Here is a 21655-nt window from a genome sequence, read left to right as displayed (position 1 = left end):
AGACTATAGTCCAATGCTCGGAAGGCTAGCGGCGTTCATGCCACCGACCGTTAGAATCGCGCCAGCCGTCATGCCAATAGCCATTTTTGTCGCGCCAACCATTCGGGTTCTGATCGTCGTGACGCCAGGCATCATTGCTATACCCCCACGGACCGGGACGCTCATGGTGATACCGGTCGTAATAGACCTTCTGGTAGTAACCTTGCGGCGGCCGTTCCTTGTAGTAGACAACAGAATAGCCGGCAGGCGGCGGCGCCGGATCGTAATAGGCGCCCTGATAGGAGTAATATTCGCCATTGTAGCATTTGACGCTGGACTTGCCTGCGCTGTTACCTATGGCGCCGCCAATAACGGCACCACCGACAGTGCCAAGACCTCGTTCATGCTTTGACACCTGGCTACCAACCAGACCACCGATTACGGCGCCGATAATGGTACCGTTTCGTTGAGCATCCTTCTTCTTGGCGTAGCAATAGCCGTCATACTGACGGACATCATATTGCTGGGCCGAAGCGGCCATAGGCAGGCCAAAGGCGATTGCCAGGCCCACTACACCAATTTTGTGAATCGATTTCATCTTGGTTACCCTCCACAGCACGCGCTGCTCTTATGCACGGCGTATGATGTTGGGGTAACCGCAATGTGACCACTCGACAATCTGGTTGAACGGCGGATTTATATTCCAACTTGTAAGAAACGTCTAAAGACGGTGCGTATAACCTTTGGCCGCCACGTCGATCCGTCGATCATCCGCCCATAGCTCCGCCCCGGCCGGCGTATCTTCGGACACGCCAAGGCACATGCCGATATCGTAAAAACCGGCCATGACCAGCGCCCGCGCCCCCGATTCATCGGCGGTACACAGGATTTGATAATCATCGCCGCCGGTCACCAGTTCGACCGGGCTGATACCGGATGCAATGGCCGCGCGCGCTGACAGCGAGGTCGGCACCTTGTTGAGATCGATTCGGATCATGAGGTTGTTGGCGAGGGCTAAATGATTGGCGTCCCCCAGCAAGCCATCGGAAATGTCCATGGCGCTGCGCGCATGATCGCGTACGGCTACCACCAGGTCTGTACGGATTTCCGGCAGGTGATAGGCGCTGATCACTTCGTTGACATCTTCATGCGAGAGACCAAGAAGCTGCCCCTGCAAGGCCTTCAGGCCCAGATATCCTTGACCTATATATCCACTGATAAGCACCCTGTCGCCAGTTCGCGCGCCGAGACGCGACAAGGCTTTACCCGCAGGGACCTTGCCGAACATGGTCATCGACACCACCAAGGGGCCTTCGGTGGACACGGTATCTCCCCCGAAGAGCGAGAGGCCGTAGCGGTCCTGATCGGTTTTAAGACCGCGCACAAAGTCGGCTTTTTCGGCGTAGGGCGTGCCGCGCGGCCAGGCCGTCATCAGTTGATAGCCGTAAGGCTTGGCCCCCTTGGCGACAATGTCCGACAGATTGACGCGCATTAGCTTGCGCGCCACCAGGTCCAGCGGGTCGTGCTCAAAGAAATGAATACCCGCTACCAAGGCGTCGGTATTGATGACAAGATCACACGTCTCATCACCTGGAATTACGGCGACATCGTCAATCAGCCCCCTCGCCTCGCGGCTTAGCCCGGCCAACGGTTTGAAAAGCTGATCGATAATGGAAAATTCGTCGTGTTCGGGCATAATCCGGCCTCAGTGAGCGCGCGGCATTTTGCACGCAATCGGAGAAATTGCGACAAAAGTTTCCGTGAAATTTCGCTTATTTACGAACGTCCCGGGCAATGCCGTCCAAGGCGCCGTTGACAAAACGGGCTTCGGCATCGCCAAAGAAAGCGCGCGCAATCTCGACATACTCGTTGATGATCACTTCCAGCCCTATATCCTGGCGGAATTTCAACTCCCAGGTGCCGGCGCGCAGAATGGCACGGACCGTGGTATCGAGGCGCTCAATCCGCCAGCCGGATGCCAGACGGTCAACGATGAGCGCGTCGATGACGGACTGCTCCTTTACCACGGCGCGGGCGCCCTCGGCGAAAAAGGCTTCGTCAGCCGCCGCCAGAGGCTCGCCTTCCAGATCGGTATCGAAGCGATGGTCGGCAAACTCACGGATGACCGTCTCGACACCGGTTCCGGTCAATTCAAGCTGATACAGGGCCTGAACCAGGATAAGCCGCGACACGGTACGGGCGCGCTTTTCCTTGTTCGACAAACCTTTTGGTTCGCTGCCCTTGGCATTCAACTGATCGATCACGGCTTGCAGGCTTTGCGGCGTGCCCGGATTTTGAGGCGCATCACTCATTGGCTGCCGTCCATCAAGGTCTTGCGCAGGCCGATCATGGTCAGACACACCTTGGCGACCGTACCGCCCTTGTCGCCTTCCGAGCGACGTGCACGTACCCACGCCTGATCTTCGTCTTCAACGGTCAATATGCCATAGCCGATCGCCAGGCGCTGCTTGTAGCTCAGGTCCATCAAGCCACGCGCCGATTCTTGGCAAACATAGTCATAGTGCGTCGTATCGCCACGAATAACGCAACCCAGCGCGACATATCCGTCGTAGGCGCGGCCCATCGGACGATGGGCGGCATCTTCCGCCATGGCGATGGCAGCCGGAATTTCGAAGGCGCCGGGAACGGTCACCACATCGAATTCAGCCCCAAGGGCGCTCAGGGCACCTTTCGCACCGGCCAGGAGTTCATCGGCAATATCGTCGTAAAAGCGGCTTTCGACGATCAGGATGCGAAGCGGAGTTTCAATGGTCAAGCGAGTCGTCCTCGGATGTATATTCTAGAGTCGGGCTTCATACGCCTTTATCTAGGCGCAAAAAAGCGAAATTTACAAGGTTTGCCAATCTACAAGGGCCAGTCTACAGGGTTTGCCAGTCGATGATCGACAGGCCGTACCCTTCCAGCGCCGCGGGCTTGGGGCGCGTAGCCGACAGGGCGATCATGTCGCGCACGCCCAGATCGAGCAATATCTGCGCACCGACACCGTAATCGCGCAGGCCGCGGTGATTTTGTGCCTGGCTGTCGTCGGCGCCGAAGCGGCTGGACAACACCTTCGGATCGGGATCGCGCAACAAGACCATCACAGCCGGGCCGTTATGGTCGGCCAGAACCTGCATCGCCTTTTGCACATAGCCGCTGCGCAATCCATCGCCCTGCCCACCCAGGACGTCCGACGCAATATCCAACTGGTGCATCCGCACCAGGGTTGGCTTGCTGGGCGACGGCTGATGCTTGACGAGGGCCAGATGTTCAGACTCGTCCAGTTGGTTGCGATAGACCATCAAGCGGAACTGACCACCCCATTCACTGTCGAACGGCCGATCCAGCACGCGCTCAACAAAGCGTTCGGTGCGACGGCGATAGGCGATCAGGTCGGCAATGGTGCCGATCTTCATACCATGCGTCTGGGCGAACTTTATCAAATCTGGCAGACGAGCCATGGTGCCGTCATCATTGATGATTTCGCAGATGACACCAGCCGGGTAAAGCCCGGCCATACGCGATATGTCTACAGCGGCCTCGGTATGGCCGGCGCGCACCAGCACGCCACCGTCGCGGGCGACCAGTGGAAAGACGTGACCCGGCGAAACGATATCCCGCGAATCCTTGGTCGGATCGATAGCGACCGCAATCGTATGGGCGCGATCCTTGGGTGAGATGCCGGTTGAAATGCCATCCTTGGCTTCGACCGATACCGTGAAGGCCGTGCCGTTACGTGCACCATTGTCATGGACCATCGGCGGCAGGCGCAGCGTTTTTGCGCGTTCGCCGGTAATGGACAGACAGATCAGTCCGCGCGCGAACCGCGCCATGAAATTGATGATATCCGGTGTCGCCATCTGGGCAGGAATGACGACATCGCCTTCGTTTTCCCGATCTTCGGCATCGACGAGAATATAGGGCCGACCGTTGCGCGCATCCTCCAGGATGTCCTCGATCGAGGAAATCGGGCTATCATAATTCGCCGATTGCAGGTCTGTGGTGATCTTGTTCAATGTCATTGCGCGTTACTCGGTTTCGAACCAGCGAGCGGCATAGCGCGCCAAGCGATCAACCTCAAGGTTTACGCTGTCGCCGATGGCCGTTTTTGATATTGTCGTGTGCAGCCAGGTGTGGGGAATGATATTGACGCCAAAGGTCTGGCCTTCGACTTCATTGACCGTTAAAGAAATCCCGTCGAGTGCCACCGATCCCTTGGAGGCGATAAAACGATGCAGCGGCGACGGCGCTTCGAAGGTCAGGCGCCAGCTGTCGCCATCCTGAACCGCATCGATCAGTTTGGCCAGCCCATCGACGTGGCCGGATACGATGTGGCCGCCGAGCTCGTCGCCCATCTTGAGCGCCCGCTCAATATTGACACGGCTGTCCGGTTGCCAGCGTCCGAGATTGGTCAGGGACAGGGTTTCATTGGACACATCGAGGTCATAGCTGTGGCCCTGCTTCGACACGACAGTGAGGCAACAGCCCGCATGGCTGATGGAGGCGCCGATATCGACATCATCGAGGTCGAAATCGACCTCCATGGTGAGGCGCAAACCGCCATCGGAACGGATCATGGCACCCACTGTGCCCATGCTTGAAATAATACCCGTAAACACCTGTATCTCTTTCTATTTACGATTATCGTACCTTGACGGTCATGACAATTCGTAGGTCTCCCAAAGGTCGTCACCGACCGCCTGTACGCCCAGCCGCGTGAAGCGCACGATGCGCGATAAGTCGTCAATATTCAGATGACCGATCACCGGCCTGGCATCTCCGCCCAAGATGGTAGCCGAGCGAAACCATTCAAGCCGATCCACAAAGCCGGCCCGCAAGAATGCGGTGGCGATCACACCGCCACCTTCGACAAACAGTCGCTCTATGCCGGTGGCGCTGATCGCCTCCAGCGCCTTTTCAAGATCGACACGCTGATGCTTTGACGGCACTTTTAGCGCCTTGACGCCCAAGGACTGCATTTCGCCGCTGATGTCCTGAGTTGTCACGACGTAGGTCGGAATGACGCGCGCCGTCTGGACAAGCTTTGAGGTCAGCGGCAAGCGAGAGCGCGAATCCAGAACGATGCGGGCGGGCTGGTAGCCTTCGTAATTGGGTAGGCGGACCGTCAGTTCCGGATCGTCCTGAAGCGCCGTTTCGATACCGACCAGAACAGCGTCATGACCGCCGCGCAATTCATGCACGACGCGGCGCGCCTCCTCGCCCGTGATCCATTTGCTTTGTCCTCCGGCCGTCGCTATGCGGCCGTCCAGCGTCGTCGCCAGTTTCAAGGTAATTTCAGGCCTGGCCAACGGCGCCTCGCACACATAACAGGGTCAACGACCGGCTTTTCATCGCCCGTCAAGCATCGTCCGAGGGGGAAATATCCTGTTCGCCCAGCCCGCGCTTTATATCCTTAGGGTCTTCGATGACGGCATTGCTAAGACCTTCGTCACCTAGGAACTTGGCGAAATCGGATGTCTCACGGAAATCCCGGTACACCGATGCATAGCGGACATAGGCCACAACATCGAGCGACTTCAAGGCTTCCATGACCAAACCACCGACAGTATCGGACGGAATATCGGTCTCACCCATGCTTTCGAGCTGACGCACGATGCCGGACACCATCCGGTCAATACGGTCCTGATCGACCGGACGCTTGCGCATGGCAATGGCAATGGATCGTTCCAATTTTTCCCGATCGAAAGGCGTGCGCCGTCCCGACCGTTTAACCACCATCAGATCGCGCAACTGAACCCGCTCAAAGGTCGTGAAACGGCCACCGCACTCCGAGCACGACCGCCGGCGGCGTATCGCCGCGCCGTCTTCCGACGGGCGGGAATCCTTCACCTGTGTCTCGAGGTTTCCGCAGAATGGGCAGCGCATGATGAGTTTCAGGTAACCGTTTGAGGGATAATGTCTTTATATAATTACGCGCGAACGAATTAAAAGACTCGCGCACAACTCTGCACGAGGATCAGTAGCATAAATAGCGCCAAGGTAAAGCCGTGCCAGACAAGGTCTCCGGGGCGGGCGCAAGCGCGCCGCCATGCCGACAAAGAAAAAGGTTCCCGGCCGCGACCAGAAACCCTCTCCAACACTCTAATATTTAGCGTGATAAATCAGCTATATATAGGAAACTGCTTAGTTAGCGCGAGAACTTCGGCACGAACCCTTTCCTGCACAGCCAGATCGGCCTCACCGCCGTTCGCCGCCATGCCTTCAACCACGTCGGCGATAAGATTGCCGATCTTGGCAAATTCGGCTTCCTTGAAACCACGCGTCGTGCCCGCGGGCGTGCCGAGGCGAACACCGGACGTGATGGTGAACGGTTGCGGATCGAACGGAATGCCGTTCTTGTTGCAGGTGATGAAGGCCGCTTCGAGCGCGTGTTCCGTCGCCTTGCCGGTCTGCCCCTTAGGCCGCAAGTCAACCGACATAACGTGGCTGTCGGTACCGCCGGTAACGATCGCCAGGCCACGCTCGACCAGGGTGCTGGCCAAAACCTGGGCATTGGCCACGACCTGACGGGCATAGGCCTTGAACTCCGGCTGCAATGCTTCGCCAAACGCTACGGCCTTACCGGCGATGACGTGCATAAGCGGCCCACCCTGCAAACCCGGGAAAACCGCTGAATTGATCTTTTTGCCGAGTGCCTCGTCGTTCGACAGGATCATGCCGCCACGCGGTCCACGCAGAGTCTTGTGGGTCGTGGTGGTGACGACGTGCGCGTGCGGCAACGGGTCCGGATAGACGCCGCCGGCAACCAGACCGGCATAGTGGGCCATGTCGACGAACAGATAGGCGCCGATCGAATCGGCAATTTCACGGAAGCGGGCGAAATCGATCTTGCGGCTGTAGTTGGATGCACCAGCAATGATCAGCTTCGGCTTGTGCTGCTTGGCCAGATCGGCGACCTGCTCCATGTCAATGACGTTTTCGTCACGCGTCACGCCATAGGGCACAACATTGAACCATTTACCCGACTGGTTGGCAGGCGAGCCATGGGTCAAGTGACCGCCGCAGGCCAGATCCATGCCCATATAGGTGTCGCCGGGCTGAAGCAGGGAAAAGAACACCGCCTGGTTGGCCTGGGCGCCCGAATGGGGCTGAACATTGGCAAAGGCGCAGTTGAACAATTTCTTCGCGCGCTCGATGGCCAGACGCTCAACATCGTCGACGTACTCGCAGCCACCATAGTAACGGCGACCAGGATAGCCTTCGGCATACTTGTTGGTCAGGACGGAGCCCTGCGCTTCCAGCACTGCCTTGGAGACGATGTTTTCGGACGCGATCAGCTCGATCTGATCCTGCTGGCGATGCAGTTCGCCCTTGATGGCCGACATGACTTCGGCGTCGGCAGTGGCCAGGTCATTATGAAAATAGCCCTGAGGGATGAATGAGCCGGCGTTCGCGGGTGCGTTCACGTGATCGATCCTGTGCTGGAGTAGGGAATGGGATAGGGCAGCGTTTACGCCCTCAACCCGCGTGAGGCAAGGTTTTTAACACCACCTGAGGCGTCATCTTGAGCGGGAAGACAATTCAGGCTTCGTTCCGTGTATAGCCATATGTCCAGGTCAAATCAGCTTGCCGCGTCCCCCCGAAAGCGGCTTTGTTATTGTGGACAATTTGTTTTGCAACTTAAGAATGGCAAGACGTTTCACACCTTCGGGATCGCTTACTGGCCCCATGGCCGACGCTTCTTCGCCAGTCCCCGAATCTATCGCGGTCACCTTAAGATAGGCGCCGTTGCGTTGCATTTCGATAAAGACTTCGGACATGTTCGCCGTCTCGCCGTTTCGCTGCGTGACTCACAGCCGTAACGGAGTGTGCCGCGCGACGCGTACTTCAGCAAGCCTTACGCCACTGCCGGCAAACGCGCCACGTTACACATGGTCCACAGCTTGTCCATCGACTCGACCAGATGGTCGATCATCTCATCCGTATGGTCGGGCGATGGCGTGAAACGCAAACGCTCGGTTCCCTTGGGCACGGTCGGGTAATTGATCGGCTGGACATAGATGCCAAAATCGTTGAGCAGCATGTCCGACACCATCTTGCAGTGTTTGGCGTTGCCAACGAGAACCGGCACGATGTGCGATTGCGTCGGGAAGGTCGCTATGCCCTTTTCGCGCAAACGCTTCAGCAAGGTTTGGGCGCGCTCCTGATGCGCGACGCGCCTTTCGTTGTGTTCCTTAAGGTAACGCACGCTTGCCGCAGCCCCAGCCATGACCGCAGGCGGCAAGGACGTCGTGAAGATAAAGCCCGAAGCCCAGAGGCGAATGGCGTCGACCATGGCCGATGTGCCGGCGATATAGCCGCCCATCATGCCGAATGCCTTGCCAAGCGTGCCTTCGATAATGTCGATTTCGCCCATGATGCCATCACGTTCGGCGACACCCGCCCCGCGTTCGCCGTATAGGCCGACAGCATGAACTTCATCGATATAGGTCAGGGCGCCGTACTGCTTGGCCAGCGCCACCGTGCCGCGAATATTGGCAATATCCCCATCCATCGAATAGACCGATTCAAAGGCGACCAGTTTGGGCGCATTGGCCGGCGCCGCTTTGAGCAGCTCTTCCAGATGATCCAGATCATTGTGACGGAAGACATGACGTTCGCCACGGCCGTTGCGAATCCCCTGAATCATGGACGCATGGTTCAGTTCATCCGAGAAGATGATCAGGCCAGGCAAGATCTTGTACAGGGTCGTCAGCGTCGCTTCGTTGGCCACATAACCGGACGTGAAAACCAGCGCCGCCTCTTTATGGTGCAGGTCCGCAAGCTCGGCTTCCAGAGCGTTGTGATACCAGGTCGTACCGGATATATTGCGCGTGCCGCCCGAGCCGGATCCGACAGCGTCTATGGCCTCATGCATGGCCTCCATGACAACCGGATTTTGCCCCTGGCCAAGATAATCGTTGGAGCACCAGACGGTGACCTCCTGCTCAGATCCGTCGTCACGAACCCAGGTCGCGCGCGGAAAATCACCCGCATGACGCTTCAGATTGGCAAACACTCGATAACGCCCTTCGGCGCGAACAGCATCAACAGCGGCCTCGAAAGCGGCATTATAGTCCATGACAAACTCCAGCGACCGGCAAAAGGTCACATTCATGACCGGCGAAATAACGCTTCGCCGCTTTATAAACAAGTCCGCAGCCGGTTAAAATAACCCTACCGGGTGCATTGATACTGACAATGTGACAAATCGGTTCTAATTTCCAGCCATTTTGCCAAAACATTTTCGGACGGATTGTCGCACCTTTTTGGCTCAGGGAGAGCACGGATGTCGAAAATATGGATCGGGCTTTTTCGCGGCGTCAATGTCGGCGGACGAAAAATGGTCATGAAGAACCTGGTCACCGCTCTGGAAGCGGCTGGGCTCCAGGACGTCAGGACCTATATCCAAAGCGGGAATGTCCTGTTCCGATCCGCCTTGTCCGAACAGGAACTGGAAACCCTGATCGACGGCGTGGTCGAAAAAACCTTTGGGTACCACGCCAATCTGCACCTTGTGACCTTGTCGCATCTGGAGACGGTTTTGAAGGACAATCCGTATCGGAACCACAAACATACGGGCAAGGCACAGCACGTCTTCTTCTTCAAGGCGCCGCCGTCGCATGTCGATCGCGAGCTTATGGATAGCCTCAAGGCTGACAGTGAAGCCTACGAAATTACAGACGAACTGATGTACCTCTATGCACCCGACGGTATCGGGCGATCGAAGCTGGTGGAAAAGATAGGCAAGGCGATAAAAGCCGACATGACGGCGCGCAATCTCAACACGGTCGAAACCTTGCGCGACATGGCGGCCGAGTTGTCAGCATAAGGCGGCTGCGTCAAATCGTAACGGCGTAAAGGGTTGATGCGATCAATTGATGCGCCTAAAGCTCTGTCGACGAATCGAGAGTGCGCCATGACCTTCAACCCGATACTCGCTCCCTACCCCCTTGGCCGTCCCCGCCGCCTGCGTCAGCACGGCTGGATACGCGATTTGGTCGCGGAAAACCGCCTGCATGTGTCCGACCTGGTCTGGCCCATCTTCGTTCACGATCAGGACAGGGCACGCGACCCCATCGGTTCCCTGCAAGGCGTTGACCGCCTAAGCATCGCCGAAGCCGTTAAGGAAGCGCGTGAGGCTCACGCCCTCGGGATACGCGTCATAGCGCTTTTTCCGCATCTGAACGAAAAGATCCGCACCCCGGACGCCAAGGCCGCGATAGATCCGGAAGGCCTGATCGTCCAGGCGTGTCGCGCCATCAAGGCCGCCGTGCCGGACATCGGCCTGCTCGTCGATATCGCCCTCGACCCCTACACGGATCACGGTCACGATGGCCTGCTGGTCAACGGCAAAATCGCCAATGACGCGACAATTGACATGCTGGTCCAGCAATCCCTGGCGCTCACGGCCGGCGGCGCCGATATACTGGCCCCCTCAGACATGATGGATGGACGAATTGGCGCCATTCGCAGGGCGCTGGAGGCTGCGGGCCATCAGGACACCATGATCATGTCCTACGCCGCAAAATATGCTTCCGCCTTTTACGGCCCCTATCGTGACGCCATCGGCGTCAAGGCGCTGAAAGGCGACAAGAAGACATACCAGATGGATTCGGCCAATACGGAAGAAGCTCTGCGCGAAGTCGCCATCGACATATCGGAAGGCGCCGATATGGTGATGGTAAAGCCCGGCCTGCCCTATCTCGACATCGTTCAGCGCGTCTCGGACACCTTCAAGGTGCCGACCTTCGTCTATCAGGTCAGCGGCGAATACGCCATGATCAAGGCCGCCGTGGAAAAGGGCTATATGGACCATGACCGCGGCGTGATGGAAACCCTGCTCGCCTTCAAACGCGCCGGCGCCTCGGGTATCCTTACCTATTTCGCCAAATATGTCGCCGAACAGTTGAAAGCCTGATTATGGATATCCGCAAAACCCTCGAAGCGGCACAAAACCTCGGCACGTTCGTGCACCTGACGCTCGACAGTGGCGGGCACGATGGCTTTGTTCTGGCGGTTGGTCCGGATCTGGTCCTGATACAGGCCATTCACGAATGGCAGGATGTCGGCGCCCTGGTGGTTCCCATCGACCTGATCGAAAACTGCGAAGTCTCGGACTATGCCGAGGCGCAGTTGAAAATCCTCGATTTCAACAGCGTCAAGCGCACGAAGCGGTACAGTTGGGTGCGTATAGGCAGCTTCCCCGAATTGTTCCGGTCGCTTAAGTTCAAGGAAAAATTCGTCGTGGCTTCGGCTGCCGATAGCGCCGATGTCGGCCTGGTCGATGTGGTCGAAGACGACTGCGTGGTGCTCAAGAGTGTCGATCCCGGCGGCGCCTGGCAGGAAGATGAAGTGGAATGGCCGTATGACGACATTACGCTGATCCAGTTCGACGACAGCTACAGCCGCGTCCTTCAGCGATACGTCGAAAAGAACGCCACGAACTAATCGCGCCTTCGCGTCAAATTCGCGCAAATTCAAACAATTTCGCTTGACGATTTGTGACCCAAGATCATTATACCGTGAAAAATTACACGCGGGGGTGGATAATGATCAGGTTTGGAACACGCGTCGTCTTTTGCGCTGCCGTACTGTGCTTTCCAGCAAGTGCTCAGACACAAACGGCGGCACCGCCGGATATCGCCTCACAGGCATCGCCGGTGCCCGATGCTACGACCGTCGTGGTTATGGGGCAGAAAACGCGACGCGATCGTGCCGCCGTGCGCATCACGACCCAAAGCAGTAGCTCTTGCGGTTTCGCCCGCGGTTATAGCGCCTATGACGACCAGATCGTTCAAGACTACATGGACGACTTCCACAACGGTGACAATAGTAGCAACCGGGAACCCGGCGCCGACGAAACTGATCCCACGTCTCCCAATTCGCAAATCCGCGACACCAGCCCCTTCGGCAACGCCGCCCAGGACCAAAGCAATCTGAAGACGGATGCCGACGGCACGCCCACCACGACGTCGAACAGCAACTTCATCGCCGAGCAGCCTGGCGGCTGCACCTCCGCAGACATAGCCTTCGCCGCGGGGCGTAATTTTATCCTGCGCAAGGATCATTCGCTTAAAGATGCCTATGCGGCATTCGACGCCGGTGACTATGAAAAGGCGCTTGGCTTGTTCGAAACGGCGTACAAGAAGATCGGCTATGAACAGGCGGCGTTCATGGCCGGCAAGATGTATCTGTCCGGCCTGGGGGCGACGCGGAACACAGCAAAGGCGATCTACTGGTTGAAACAGGTCGCGGAAGCGAAGTTTACGCCTGGCGACGAACAGACCTTCGATCCCGTTGATCCCTATTATATGAGCACGCGGTCCGACGCGACGATGACCCTGGCCAAGATTTATATGGTGGGATGGGACGTGGCCCGCGACCCGAAGGAGGCTCGAAAATGGTACGTCAAGGCAGACGCGATCGGCTATGTGCCGGCCGGATACGTCCTGGGCCAAATTTATCAAAAGGGCTATGGTGGCGATAAAAATGGCGCGAAAGCCATAAGCCTTTTCCAGAAGGCCGGCCACCTCGGCTTTACGCCGGCACAGTATGAACTTGGCCTCATCTATTATAATGGCGAAGACGGGGTAGCCGAAGATAGAAAAGTTGCGGCGCAATGGCTGATGGCCGCCGCCAGCCGTGGCCATCCCGACGCGCTATTCGCCGTCGCGCGCATGTACGACCAAGGCGATACCCTGCCCCAGGACACCACCAAGGCCCTCGCCTATTACCGAGATGCGGCCCTTAAAGGTCAGGCGGCGGCGCAGACTGCGCTTGGCACCTATTTCTATACGGGCGAAGCCGTCGGAAAAGATTTGGTAGTTGCCCGCAAATGGTTCGCCGAAGCCGCCAAGTCAGGAGAGCCAGACGGCATGTTCAATCTTGCGGTCATGCTGTCGCACGGCGAGGGCGGCGAAAAGGATGTAATGCTGGCCTATGTGTGGTTCCGGCTGGCATCGATGTCCGGTCTGGAAAAAGCCACGCAGGCGGCCACCAAAATCGAGCCGGAACTGACACCGGACGACCGCGCCAAGGCGAATGCTATCCTCAACCCGCCAAAGCCGCATTAGGCCAAACAAATAACCGATCAGGTCTTACGGCTGTTTGGATCTTTGCGGCGGGCTTCGAGGCGGGCGTGAAGGCTTGACGTATCCCAACGGCTACCCCCCATTGCCTGGACTTCGCTATAGAACTGATCGACCAACGCGGCAACGGCGAGATGAGCGCCGTTATGGCGCGCTTCATCGAGGGCGATCCCCAGATCCTTGCGCATCCAGTCGACGGCAAAGCCGAAGTCATATTGGCCTTCCGCCATGGTGGGCCAACGGTTGGTCATCTGCCACGACCCGGCTGCGCCGCCCGAAATGGCGGTGAACACCAGTTCGGGATCGAGCCCTGAACATTTGCTGAAATGCAGAGCTTCGGCAACGCCCTGGACTGCCCCGGCAATCGCAATCTGGTTGGCCATCTTGGCCGTCTGGCCAGCGCCCGCACCGCCAAGCCGTGTTATGGACTTCGTATATGGCGCGGTCAGCGCAATGATATCCGCATACCCCTCTTCATCGCCGCCCACCATGATGGCCAGTTGTCCATTGACCGCCCCCGCCTGGCCGCCAGACACCGGCGCGTCATAAAACCGTATGTGTTTTTCAGCGCAAACGGCATGAAGCTCACGGGCCAGCTTAGCTGAAGTCGTCGTATGGTCGATGATCGAAGCTCCCGGCTTCAGGTTGGCAAGCGCCGTCAGAACCGTTTCGCGAACATCTTCATCGCGTCCCACACACAGGATCAAAGCTTCCGCCCCGATCAAGGCGGTGCCTAGCGCCATTTCCGCATGCATGCCGTGCGCCTTGGCCCAGTCCACCGCCTTTTGATGCGTACGATTGAAGCCCGTGACGGTGTGCCCCGCCTTAACCAGATGGCCAGCCATAGGCGCGCCCATGACACCCAGGCCTGCGAAACATAATTTCATGAGAGGGCTCCTATCTGTCCGTACTTGCCGCGGAAAAAGGTCAATCCGCCCTGCGCCGGATCGGCTTCGAAATGCGTGATTTCGCCGACAATGACGAGGTGGTCACCAAGCATCCGTGCCTCATAAAGATCACAGGCCAGAAATGCCGCCACATTATTCAGGCGCAGCGGGTGTAAGGGGCTGATCAGCCCCTCCTCCGGTATGATATGCGCGTTTTCACGCGCGAAGCGCCGCGACAAGGCTTCCTGGCTACCGCTCAGTATATTGATCCCGAACTTGGGTGCTTGGGCGTAAACGGCATAGCGGTGCGCCTTGAGATCCAGGCACCATTGCACCAAAGCCGGCGCCAGAGACACGGAACTGAACGAATTGGCGGTCATGCCGACGATATGGCCGTCCACATGGTCCATGTCTGGCGCGGTGATCACACAGACGCCGGTGGCAAATCCACCCAGAGCTTGCCGCAAGGCTTTCGTATCCATGCCCCGTTCCTAGTTCAGCCGCTTCATCATGGCAACCAAATAGGCAAAAAACGCGTTCCATCAAGACGCTATTAACGTTAATCCGGTTAGGGTTCGGCCAGAGTGTAATAAGAGCGTGTTCCATGGCCAGTCGCGACGCCCCCGTTGTCATCAAGAAAGTCAAGAAAGTTGTCGGTGGCGGTCACCATGGCGGCGCGTGGAAGGTCGCCTATGCTGACTTCGTCACCGCCATGATGGCGTTTTTTCTGCTGATGTGGCTGATCAACACGACGTCTCCTGAACAAAAAAGGGGCGTCGCCGACTATTTCGCCCCTGCCAACGTTTCTCAGTCGACCTCGGGCTCTGGCGGCATATTGGGCGGCCAGGCGCTGGGGGCTGACGGCGACAAAAACGCAGGCACCATGTCATTTATCGAACAGATGGCGCCCGAAGCGCCCAAGAACGCCGACAAAGACGGAACAAGCCAGGCGGGCGGCAAGGCTTCGACGGCGGACTCCGACGAAGAAACAGATGCACAACAGCGGGAACAGCAGGCCTTCCAAAGTGCTGCTGAGTCGTTGCGTCAGGCGCTGCAGGACATGCCGGAACTGGCTGAACTCTCTAAAAATATCCTGGTGGATCAGACGCCGGAAGGCCTGCGCATTCAGTTGATCGACCAGGAAGGTCGCTCGATGTTCGATCAGAACTCCACTCAGCCCAATGCGCGTGCGCGCCTGCTCCTAAACGCTGTGGCCAAGATCATCAACAAGCTACCCAACCGGATTTCGATCACCGGCCATACGTCGGGCACGGTCGGCCAGAGCGGGCAGAACCCAAAAGACTGGGCCTTGTCTTCGGCGCGCGCTGATGCATCACGCGCGGTCCTGCAAGGGGCCGGTGTGGATCAGGACAGAATTGCCCAGGTCGCCGGCAAAGCAGCCAAGGAGCCCCTGTATCCCGACGATCCGTCCTTGGCCGGAAACCGCCGGATCGCTATCGTTCTATTGCGTGAGGCGCCGGTTCTGCCGCAATAAAACCTTTGCGATGTCTGGATTTGGTTCTTGCGGTACGTTGAAATTTGGGTTCAACTGATCGCAGCGGTATCGTCCGTGCGTGACTCCAGGAAACGGTCCGAAAGCTCCGTTGGCGTAGAATGAGTGAACACTTCCCAGGTCGAAAGCTCAGATACTATCTGACAATCCCCGGCCCCTGCCCCTACCTGCCAGGTCAGGAAGAGCGTAAGGTGTTCGTGCACTTGCCGCCGCTCGAAGCCATCAGTGTCAACGATCAGTTGTCAGCCATAGGCTTCCGTCGCTCTCAAAACATCGCCTACCGCCCGGCGTGTCAGACCTGCCGCGCTTGCCAGAGTGTCCGCATCCCGGTCAAGCGTTACGACCTGTCTAAATCCGACCGGCGGGTGGTACGGGCTAATTCAGATGTGACCAAGGCCTTCGTCGAAGCCGAAGCCAGTCGCGAACAGTTCGATCTGCTGCAAAAATATCTGAAGGCGCGCCATCCCGACGGCGGCATGATGGATATGAGTTGGGCGGATCTGGTCGCCATGGTCGAAGACACATTGGTACGCACGCACATGATCGAATATCGGCTGGGCGATCAGCTGGTTGCCTGTGTTTTAGTCGATGCGCTGAACGACGGACTGTCGTTGGTTTACAGCTTCTACGATCCCGACATGATGTCACGGTCGCTTGGCCGGTTTATCATTCTCGATCATATCGACCAGGCCCATCGCGCCGGCTATGACTACGTCTATCTCGGCTATTGGGTCAAGGACAGCCCCAAGATGGATTATAAGGCGCGCTACCAGCCGCTGGAGGCCCTGACGGACCTGGGCTGGCAGCCTATTACGCCTGAAATCACCCAATAGATGACTTTCCACATGTCCAAACTGCTTAAGGACGCAGTTTGCGCAGGCCGCGTGGCGCTATGCGGCCCACGCTGGCGCGACGGCCGATATAGTCTTTCACATCCTTGAAATCGCGGGCCTTGCCCTGACCGTCAAACCACTGCGCACCCGCCGCCATATCGAACACGGCAATATCCTTTACGCCGCCGTCCTTATAGGCCTGAAGCTTGACCCCCTTGCCACGTGCCATTTCAGGCAGTTCGGATACAGGATAGACCAGGACCTTGTTGTTTTCACCCAGCACCATGACGTGATCGCCTGTTACCGCCAAGGCGGCGAAGGCTTCTGTCCCGTCGGCATTGAGAACCTGCTTGCCGGCACGCTTGTTGGCGACAGCATCTTCTTCGTTCATAACGAAGCCATAGCCGTTTTTCGATACCATCACGCGCTTTTGCCCCGCCTTCATCATGAAGACGGTGACGATCTTGGCGCTTTCCTCGATATCGAGCATCAAGCGTAAAGGCTCACCGTTTCCACGGCCTGAAGGCAGCTTATCGCAGCCCAGGGTCAGGAAGCGTCCGTCGGACGTCAGGATAAGCAGCTTGTCGGTCGTAAAGCCCGGCACCAGATACCCCAGTTCATCGCCTTCCTTGAACTTCAATTCCGACGGATCATCGACCTTGCACTTAGCAGCGCGTATCCAGCCGCGCTGCGACAGAATGACGGTAATCGGTTCCTTCGGGAGGTAGGATTCAATGGCCGCGACCTCGATTCCGACCGGCGCATCCGCGTAGGTCGTACGACGCGGCGACAGCAATTTCTTGCGCACCTCGGCCAATTGCTGATCGATACGCTTCCATTGCAGCTTTTCACTGTCCAGAAGGGCGCGGATACCATCGCGTTCTTCCGACAGTTTCTTGTGTTCTTCGCTGATGGTCATTTCCTCAAGCCGCGCCAATTGGCGCAGACGGGTATCGAGGATATAGTCGGCCTGGAGTTCACTCAGGCTGAAACGCGCCATCAGGACGTCGCGGGGCTTTTCTTCCTCACGGATAATCCGGATGACTTCGTCCAGATTGAGGAAGGCGATCATCAGACCGTCGAGCATGTGCAAGCGACGCTCAATGCGATCAAGGCGCCAGTTCGACATGCGGATAAGAACGACGCGGCGGTGATCCAGGAAGGCCACCAGGCATTCCTTCAGACCCATGACCCGAGGTGTTCCCGTCGCATCCAGGACGTTCATGTTAACGGCGAAGCGTGTTTCCAGATCGGAGACCTTGAACAGGCTTTCCATCAGGACTTCAGGCTCGATATTGCGCGACTTCGGCTCGAGCACGAGGCGGATTTGTTCATCCGATTCGTCGCGCACGTCGCCGAGCAACGGTGCCTTCTTGGCCTCGATCAGATCGGCCAGTTGCTCAATCAGGCGCGACTTCTGGACGTAATAGGGTATTTCGCGAACGACGATGCGCCAGTTGCCGCGCCCCAGGTCCTCGACCTCATAGCGCGCCCGTGTGCGGATAGAGCCCCGGCCGGTCTTGTAGGACTCAAGAATTGAGGCCTTGCTTTCGACGCAGATACCGCCGGTCGGAAAATCCGGACCGGGGATGAATTCCATCAATTCCTCGGTCGTCGTGTCCGGCTTGCTCAGCAGCTTGCGACAGGCGTCGATCAACTCCGAAACGTTGTGTGGCGGGATAGACGTGGCCATGCCGACGGCGATACCGGTCGCGCCATTGGCCAGAAGGTTCGGGAAGCCCGCAGGCAGAACAATGGGTTCTTCGTCCTGGTCATCATATGTCGGGCGGAAATCGACGGCATCTTCATTGATGCCGTCCATCAACAACATGGCCGCAATGGTCAGGCGGCATTCGGTATACCGCATCGCGGCGGCGTTATCGCCGTCGATATTGCCGAAATTGCCTTGGCCTTCGACCAATTGGTAGCGCTGGGCGAAATCCTGAGCCAGGCGCACCAAGGCGTCATAGATTGACTGGTCACCGTGCGGGTGGAAATTACCCATGACTTCGCCGACGACCTTGGCGCACTTGCGCGCCGCCGCTTCGGGCGTCAGTCGCATATTGCTCATGGCGTACATGATGCGGCGGTGAACCGGCTTCATCCCATCGCGCACGTCAGGCAGCGCTCGGTGCATGATTGTCGACAAGGCATAGGCCAGGTAACGTTTCGACAGGGCATCCCCCATCGGCTCGTCAAGAATACGCCCGCCGGCGTCATCGGAATTTCCCGGAGGAATCACTAAATCACTCATACCCGCAGGCTAGGGCCTGTAAGGAGTCAAGACAAGACCTGCACGACCTCAGCACGCATTTGTTCACGCTTTATCCTGTTGATTGGCGCCCTGGACGTGTCAGAAAAGCGCGTCGACTTCGCTTTGCAGGCTCTTGGCCATGGCCGCGCGACCGTGGATATGTGAATCCATCTCTATTACCAACGCCTTCATATCGCGCAGACGGTCCGCCAGATCGGCCCGCGCTGCCGGATCCTCCAGGTTAGAACTCATCAAAATGTTTATCGACGAATCAAAGCTCGCCAAAGCGCGTTCGCAAACGTCATCAAAATCGCATCTCAGGTCCGCCGGCGCGTGATGATAGGCCGATATGACCACATCCTTCATCTCAAAACCAGACTTCTCAAAGTGTTCGACGTAGCCGCGCTTCTTCCAGTCAGCCAGTTCCTCGGCCATGTCGGGCATGTCGAGGCCCATTTCAAAGAGCATGATCGCTTCGTTGAACAAATTCAGATAGTCAGTCGCCAGCCCGGTGGCCGGATTGACGTTGGCGGCTAAGATTTCCTGCTCACTGTAAGGCGACATACGCGACTGGAACCTCGTTATCTGTAACAGAGTTATAACACATTTATTACCAAAGGATTGGCAACGCGTCACCATTGGTCTCTTTTGAATACGCGGACACTCTAGTGAAACGAGTGAGTCGCGCCAAGGATCAGCGCGACAGCATGTCCTGCAAGCGCAAGCGAATGTCCGGCAAGGGCTTGTTGTGCGGGTGAAAAACGTGACGCTCCAGAAAGAAGGCTGTCAGCTCAAGTCCTCTGACCACATCGCCCTCGCCGACCCCACCTTGTGACGACAGCATGAACCCGGGCAATCGCAGGAGTTTGTCCTTATAGGGCTCGCCAGCCGCACGACCGACGGCACGGCCGGACTTCGGACTGACATACATAAGCTCGTCGCGTTCGCCGCTTACGGCGCAGGCGCTGAGGTCGAGTCCATAGCCCAGGGCATCAAGCATACCGGCTTCATAGCGAACGTAGACAGCCGGCCAGATATCTTCGTAGGGCAGCACGCCCATCAGTGCCGACAGGGCGTGATAGGCGCCCGGTTGGCCGTCGCGCTCAGGCAGCACCTTCTGCGTCATGACGCAGGCGCATTGAAGCCCAAGCAAACCCAGCGGATCGTCCAGCAGGTCGGGAGACCCGCCCCCGGCTTCCAGCGTTGCCGCGCCCAGTTGGTCGGCATGGCGCGCGCGATAGCTGAAGACGACCTTGGCGCCAGACTGCAACAACGGTTTGACGCGACGCGACGCTCCACCCGCGATGTGGGCGGCGTATATGCCGTGATTTTCGGTCAGGACATGAACGATAGCGCCCGTTTCGCCATGGGCGCGGGCACCGAGGACAATGGCGTCATCCTCGAATTCCAGCATCAGCTATCGTATTCCAGTCCGAACTGGGCATAGAGGGCGCGGTCGTCGCTCCAACGCTCCTTGACCTCGACGTGCAAGAAGAGGTGCACGGGCCTATCCAGTAACTTCGCCAATTCCTCACGTGATTTCTGGCCGATCCATTTCAACGTCTGGCCGCCCTTGCCCAGGACGATGGCGCGCTGACCGTCACGTTCGACGAAGATCGACTGCTCTATGCGCGCTGCCCCATCGGGCATATCTTTGAATTCCGTCGTCACGACCGCGGCGGCATAGGGCAGTTCTTCGTGAACGCGCAGGAAAAGCTTCTCGCGCGTGATTTCGGCCGCCAGGATGCGAACCGGCGCGTCGGCGGCCTGGTCCTCCGGATAGAGCCAAGGCCCTTCCGGCATTTTTTTCTTAAGCAGGACGCGCAAATCCTTGATGCCATGGCCTTTTTCAGCCGAAATCATCATCACGTCCTCAAAGACGCCCGTCTTGTAGAGTTCGTCAGCGATAGCCAGCAGGTTTTCGCTCTTCATCAGGTCGATTTTGTTGAGAGCCAGGATCGCCTTGGCGCCGCTGTCCTGAAGCCCCTTGACGATCATGTCCACGTCTTCGACCGCCTTGTGGTCAGCACCGGTGGCCTTGATGTCGCCGGTCGGATGCTTGACGGCCAATTGGGCGGCGGCATCGATCAGCAAAACAATGCAGTCCGCGTCCTGAGCACCGGACCAGGCCGATCTGACCATGGCGCGATCGAGACGACGGCGCGGCTTGAATATCCCCGGCGTGTCGACCAGAATCATTTGGCATTCATCGTCGATAGCGATGCCGCGCACCGGAAAACGCGTCGTTTGCACCTTCTGCGTCACGATGGACACCTTGGTGCCGACCAGTTGGTTGACCAGGGTCGATTTGCCGGCATTGGGCGCGCCGATGATGGCAACGAAGCCGCAGGTGGTTTGAGTGTCGGTCAATTGAGTTTTTCTCGTTCGATAAGGCCAAGCGCGGCGGCCTTTTCGGCCTCCTGACGGGATTTGCCGGTGGCCGATTGGGGCGGAAGGTCGTCGATACGGACCTCTATGGTGAAAACAGGGGCGTGGTCCGGCCCCTTGCGTGAAACGAGGCTGTAGACCGGTGCGCCCATATGGTTGGCGACCGCCCACTCCTGTAAAAACGACTTCGGGTTGGAACGCCAGACGTCACCGCTGGCGTGGATAGCGGCTTCCCACAAGGGCTTGAAGCAGGTCAGTACTGCGGCGTAGCCGCCATCGATATAGACGGCCGCCATAAGCGCCTCGCAGGCATCCCCCAGAATGGTGGGGTTGGCACGGCCACCGCTCTTGGTCTCGCCGGCAGCTAAGCGAATCGCCGCCCCGAGTTCGAGACGACGCGCGATGTCGGCACAGGTTTCGCGGCTGACCAGAGTATGAAACCGTCGCGACAACTCACCCTCGGTCGCTTCCGGCAGAACCTCCATCAGGGTCTCGGCGATCATTAATCCAAGAACACGGTCGCCAAGAAATTCCAGACGCTCATTGTCGGCCATCTTACGCGCGCCTTCGGCCACGCTGGCATGTGTCAGGGCCAGTTCAAGCAATTCCGGCTTCTGAAACGTGTAGCCGAGATTACGTTGCAAGGCATCAATCGCCTTCAGGCGCAGATTGGACTCTTTGGACGGGGACACGCGGGCGTTCATCGGCTG

24 protein-coding genes are annotated in these 21655 nt (G+C 58.0%); 6 read left to right on the top strand and 18 right to left on the bottom strand.

The window, feature by feature from the left end:
• Positions 1 to 25: 25 nt before the first annotated feature.
• From AEAC466_RS37570 to hemA, 11 genes are all read right to left on the bottom strand, one after another.
• Positions 26 to 577, bottom strand: a complete 552-nt coding sequence (locus tag AEAC466_RS37570; protein ID WP_023459068.1) for a glycine zipper 2TM domain-containing protein — start codon at positions 575 to 577, stop codon at positions 26 to 28.
• Between the two features lie 123 nt (positions 578 to 700).
• Entirely contained in the window at positions 701 to 1675 is a 975-nt protein-coding gene (gene thiL, locus AEAC466_RS37565) for a thiamine-phosphate kinase (protein ID WP_023459067.1), read from the bottom strand.
• A gap of 76 nt (positions 1676 to 1751) precedes the next feature.
• On the bottom strand, positions 1752 to 2291 hold the full coding sequence (gene nusB, locus AEAC466_RS37560) for a transcription antitermination factor NusB (RefSeq protein WP_023459066.1): 540 nt from the start codon (positions 2289 to 2291) through the stop codon (positions 1752 to 1754).
• Positions 2288 to 2755 (bottom strand): 6,7-dimethyl-8-ribityllumazine synthase, encoded by a 468-nt coding sequence (locus AEAC466_RS37555; RefSeq protein WP_023459065.1) that lies wholly within the window; start codon positions 2753 to 2755, stop codon positions 2288 to 2290. The genes nusB and AEAC466_RS37555 overlap by 4 nt, the downstream gene beginning before the upstream one ends.
• 103 nt (positions 2756 to 2858) lie before the next feature.
• Positions 2859 to 4001: a 3,4-dihydroxy-2-butanone-4-phosphate synthase gene (gene ribB, locus AEAC466_RS37550; protein ID WP_023459064.1), complete on the bottom strand. Its 1143-nt coding sequence runs from the start codon at positions 3999 to 4001 to the stop codon at positions 2859 to 2861.
• Between the two features lie 6 nt (positions 4002 to 4007).
• On the bottom strand, positions 4008 to 4598 hold the full coding sequence (locus tag AEAC466_RS37545) for a riboflavin synthase (protein ID WP_031239108.1): 591 nt from the start codon (positions 4596 to 4598) through the stop codon (positions 4008 to 4010).
• 39 nt (positions 4599 to 4637) lie between these two features.
• Positions 4638 to 5288, bottom strand: coding sequence for a RibD family protein (locus AEAC466_RS37540; protein WP_031239107.1), 651 nt, complete (start codon positions 5286 to 5288; stop codon positions 4638 to 4640).
• Between the two features lie 49 nt (positions 5289 to 5337).
• Positions 5338 to 5865, bottom strand: a complete 528-nt coding sequence (nrdR, locus tag AEAC466_RS37535; RefSeq protein ID WP_023459061.1) for a transcriptional regulator NrdR — start codon at positions 5863 to 5865, stop codon at positions 5338 to 5340.
• A gap of 236 nt (positions 5866 to 6101) precedes the next feature.
• Positions 6102 to 7406 (bottom strand): serine hydroxymethyltransferase, encoded by a 1305-nt coding sequence (gene glyA / locus AEAC466_RS37530; RefSeq protein WP_023459060.1) that lies wholly within the window; start codon positions 7404 to 7406, stop codon positions 6102 to 6104.
• Positions 7407 to 7556: 150 nt separating this feature from the next.
• Entirely contained in the window at positions 7557 to 7760 is a 204-nt protein-coding gene (locus AEAC466_RS37525; RefSeq protein ID WP_023459059.1) for a DUF6898 family protein, read from the bottom strand.
• Positions 7761 to 7837: 77 nt separating this feature from the next.
• Positions 7838 to 9061, bottom strand: a complete 1224-nt coding sequence (gene hemA, locus AEAC466_RS37520) for a 5-aminolevulinate synthase (RefSeq protein WP_031239105.1) — start codon at positions 9059 to 9061, stop codon at positions 7838 to 7840.
• A 207-nt stretch (positions 9062 to 9268) separates the two neighbouring features.
• Between hemA and AEAC466_RS37515 the strand changes: the two genes are divergently transcribed.
• The 4 genes from AEAC466_RS37515 to AEAC466_RS37500 all read left to right on the top strand — a co-directional run bounded on the left by AEAC466_RS37515 (position 9269) and on the right by AEAC466_RS37500 (position 13055).
• The gene (locus AEAC466_RS37515) at positions 9269 to 9811 is read left to right on the top strand and encodes a DUF1697 domain-containing protein (protein WP_023459057.1); all 543 of its coding nucleotides are present in this window, start codon (positions 9269 to 9271) and stop codon (positions 9809 to 9811) included.
• Between the two features lie 87 nt (positions 9812 to 9898).
• The gene (gene hemB / locus AEAC466_RS37510; protein ID WP_023459056.1) at positions 9899 to 10900 is read left to right on the top strand and encodes a porphobilinogen synthase; all 1002 of its coding nucleotides are present in this window, start codon (positions 9899 to 9901) and stop codon (positions 10898 to 10900) included.
• Positions 10901 to 10902: 2 nt separating this feature from the next.
• Positions 10903 to 11430 carry a hypothetical protein gene (locus tag AEAC466_RS37505; protein WP_023459055.1) on the top strand — a complete coding sequence of 176 codons (528 nt, stop codon included), beginning with the start codon at positions 10903 to 10905 and terminating at the stop codon, positions 11428 to 11430.
• Between the two features lie 101 nt (positions 11431 to 11531).
• Positions 11532 to 13055 carry an SEL1-like repeat protein gene (locus tag AEAC466_RS37500; RefSeq protein WP_023459054.1) on the top strand — a complete coding sequence of 508 codons (1524 nt, stop codon included), beginning with the start codon at positions 11532 to 11534 and terminating at the stop codon, positions 13053 to 13055.
• 17 nt (positions 13056 to 13072) lie between these two features.
• Here AEAC466_RS37500 and AEAC466_RS37495 read toward each other — a convergent pair whose 3' ends face one another.
• Entirely contained in the window at positions 13073 to 13957 is an 885-nt protein-coding gene (locus tag AEAC466_RS37495) for an NAD(P)-dependent oxidoreductase (RefSeq protein WP_023459053.1), read from the bottom strand.
• Positions 13954 to 14439: a flavin reductase family protein gene (locus AEAC466_RS37490; protein ID WP_023459052.1), complete on the bottom strand. Its 486-nt coding sequence runs from the start codon at positions 14437 to 14439 to the stop codon at positions 13954 to 13956. Before AEAC466_RS37490 ends, AEAC466_RS37495 begins: the two co-directional genes overlap by 4 nt.
• Before the next feature lie 122 nt (positions 14440 to 14561).
• On the opposite strand from AEAC466_RS37490, the gene AEAC466_RS37485 reads away from it, so the two are divergent.
• Both AEAC466_RS37485 and AEAC466_RS37480 read left to right on the top strand, forming a co-directional pair.
• Complete coding sequence (locus AEAC466_RS37485; protein WP_023459051.1) at positions 14562 to 15452, top strand: flagellar motor protein MotB; 891 nt, start codon at positions 14562 to 14564, stop codon at positions 15450 to 15452.
• 119 nt (positions 15453 to 15571) lie between these two features.
• Positions 15572 to 16303 carry an arginyltransferase gene (locus AEAC466_RS37480; RefSeq protein WP_031239103.1) on the top strand — a complete coding sequence of 244 codons (732 nt, stop codon included), beginning with the start codon at positions 15572 to 15574 and terminating at the stop codon, positions 16301 to 16303.
• 25 nt (positions 16304 to 16328) lie between these two features.
• Here the strand turns inward: AEAC466_RS37480 and parC are convergent, their stop codons facing one another.
• From parC to rnc, 5 genes are all read right to left on the bottom strand, one after another.
• Positions 16329 to 18557, bottom strand: a complete 2229-nt coding sequence (gene parC / locus AEAC466_RS37475) for a DNA topoisomerase IV subunit A (RefSeq protein WP_023459049.1) — start codon at positions 18555 to 18557, stop codon at positions 16329 to 16331.
• 99 nt (positions 18558 to 18656) lie between these two features.
• Positions 18657 to 19121, bottom strand: a complete 465-nt coding sequence (locus AEAC466_RS37470; protein ID WP_023459048.1) for a hypothetical protein — start codon at positions 19119 to 19121, stop codon at positions 18657 to 18659.
• 130 nt (positions 19122 to 19251) lie between these two features.
• Entirely contained in the window at positions 19252 to 19968 is a 717-nt protein-coding gene (gene recO, locus AEAC466_RS37465) for a DNA repair protein RecO (RefSeq protein ID WP_031239102.1), read from the bottom strand.
• Positions 19969 to 19970: 2 nt separating this feature from the next.
• Entirely contained in the window at positions 19971 to 20927 is a 957-nt protein-coding gene (gene era / locus AEAC466_RS37460; protein WP_023459046.1) for a GTPase Era, read from the bottom strand.
• On the bottom strand, positions 20924 to 21649 hold the full coding sequence (rnc, locus tag AEAC466_RS37455; protein ID WP_023459045.1) for a ribonuclease III: 726 nt from the start codon (positions 21647 to 21649) through the stop codon (positions 20924 to 20926). Before rnc ends, era begins: the two co-directional genes overlap by 4 nt.
• Positions 21650 to 21655 lie beyond the last annotated feature (6 nt).

Source organism: Asticcacaulis sp. AC466, from assembly GCF_000495815.1.
Taxonomy (GTDB): domain Bacteria; phylum Pseudomonadota; class Alphaproteobacteria; order Caulobacterales; family Caulobacteraceae; genus Asticcacaulis.
Note: the sequence above shows the minus strand (reverse complement) of the source record. Positions and strands in the feature narration are given on the sequence as shown.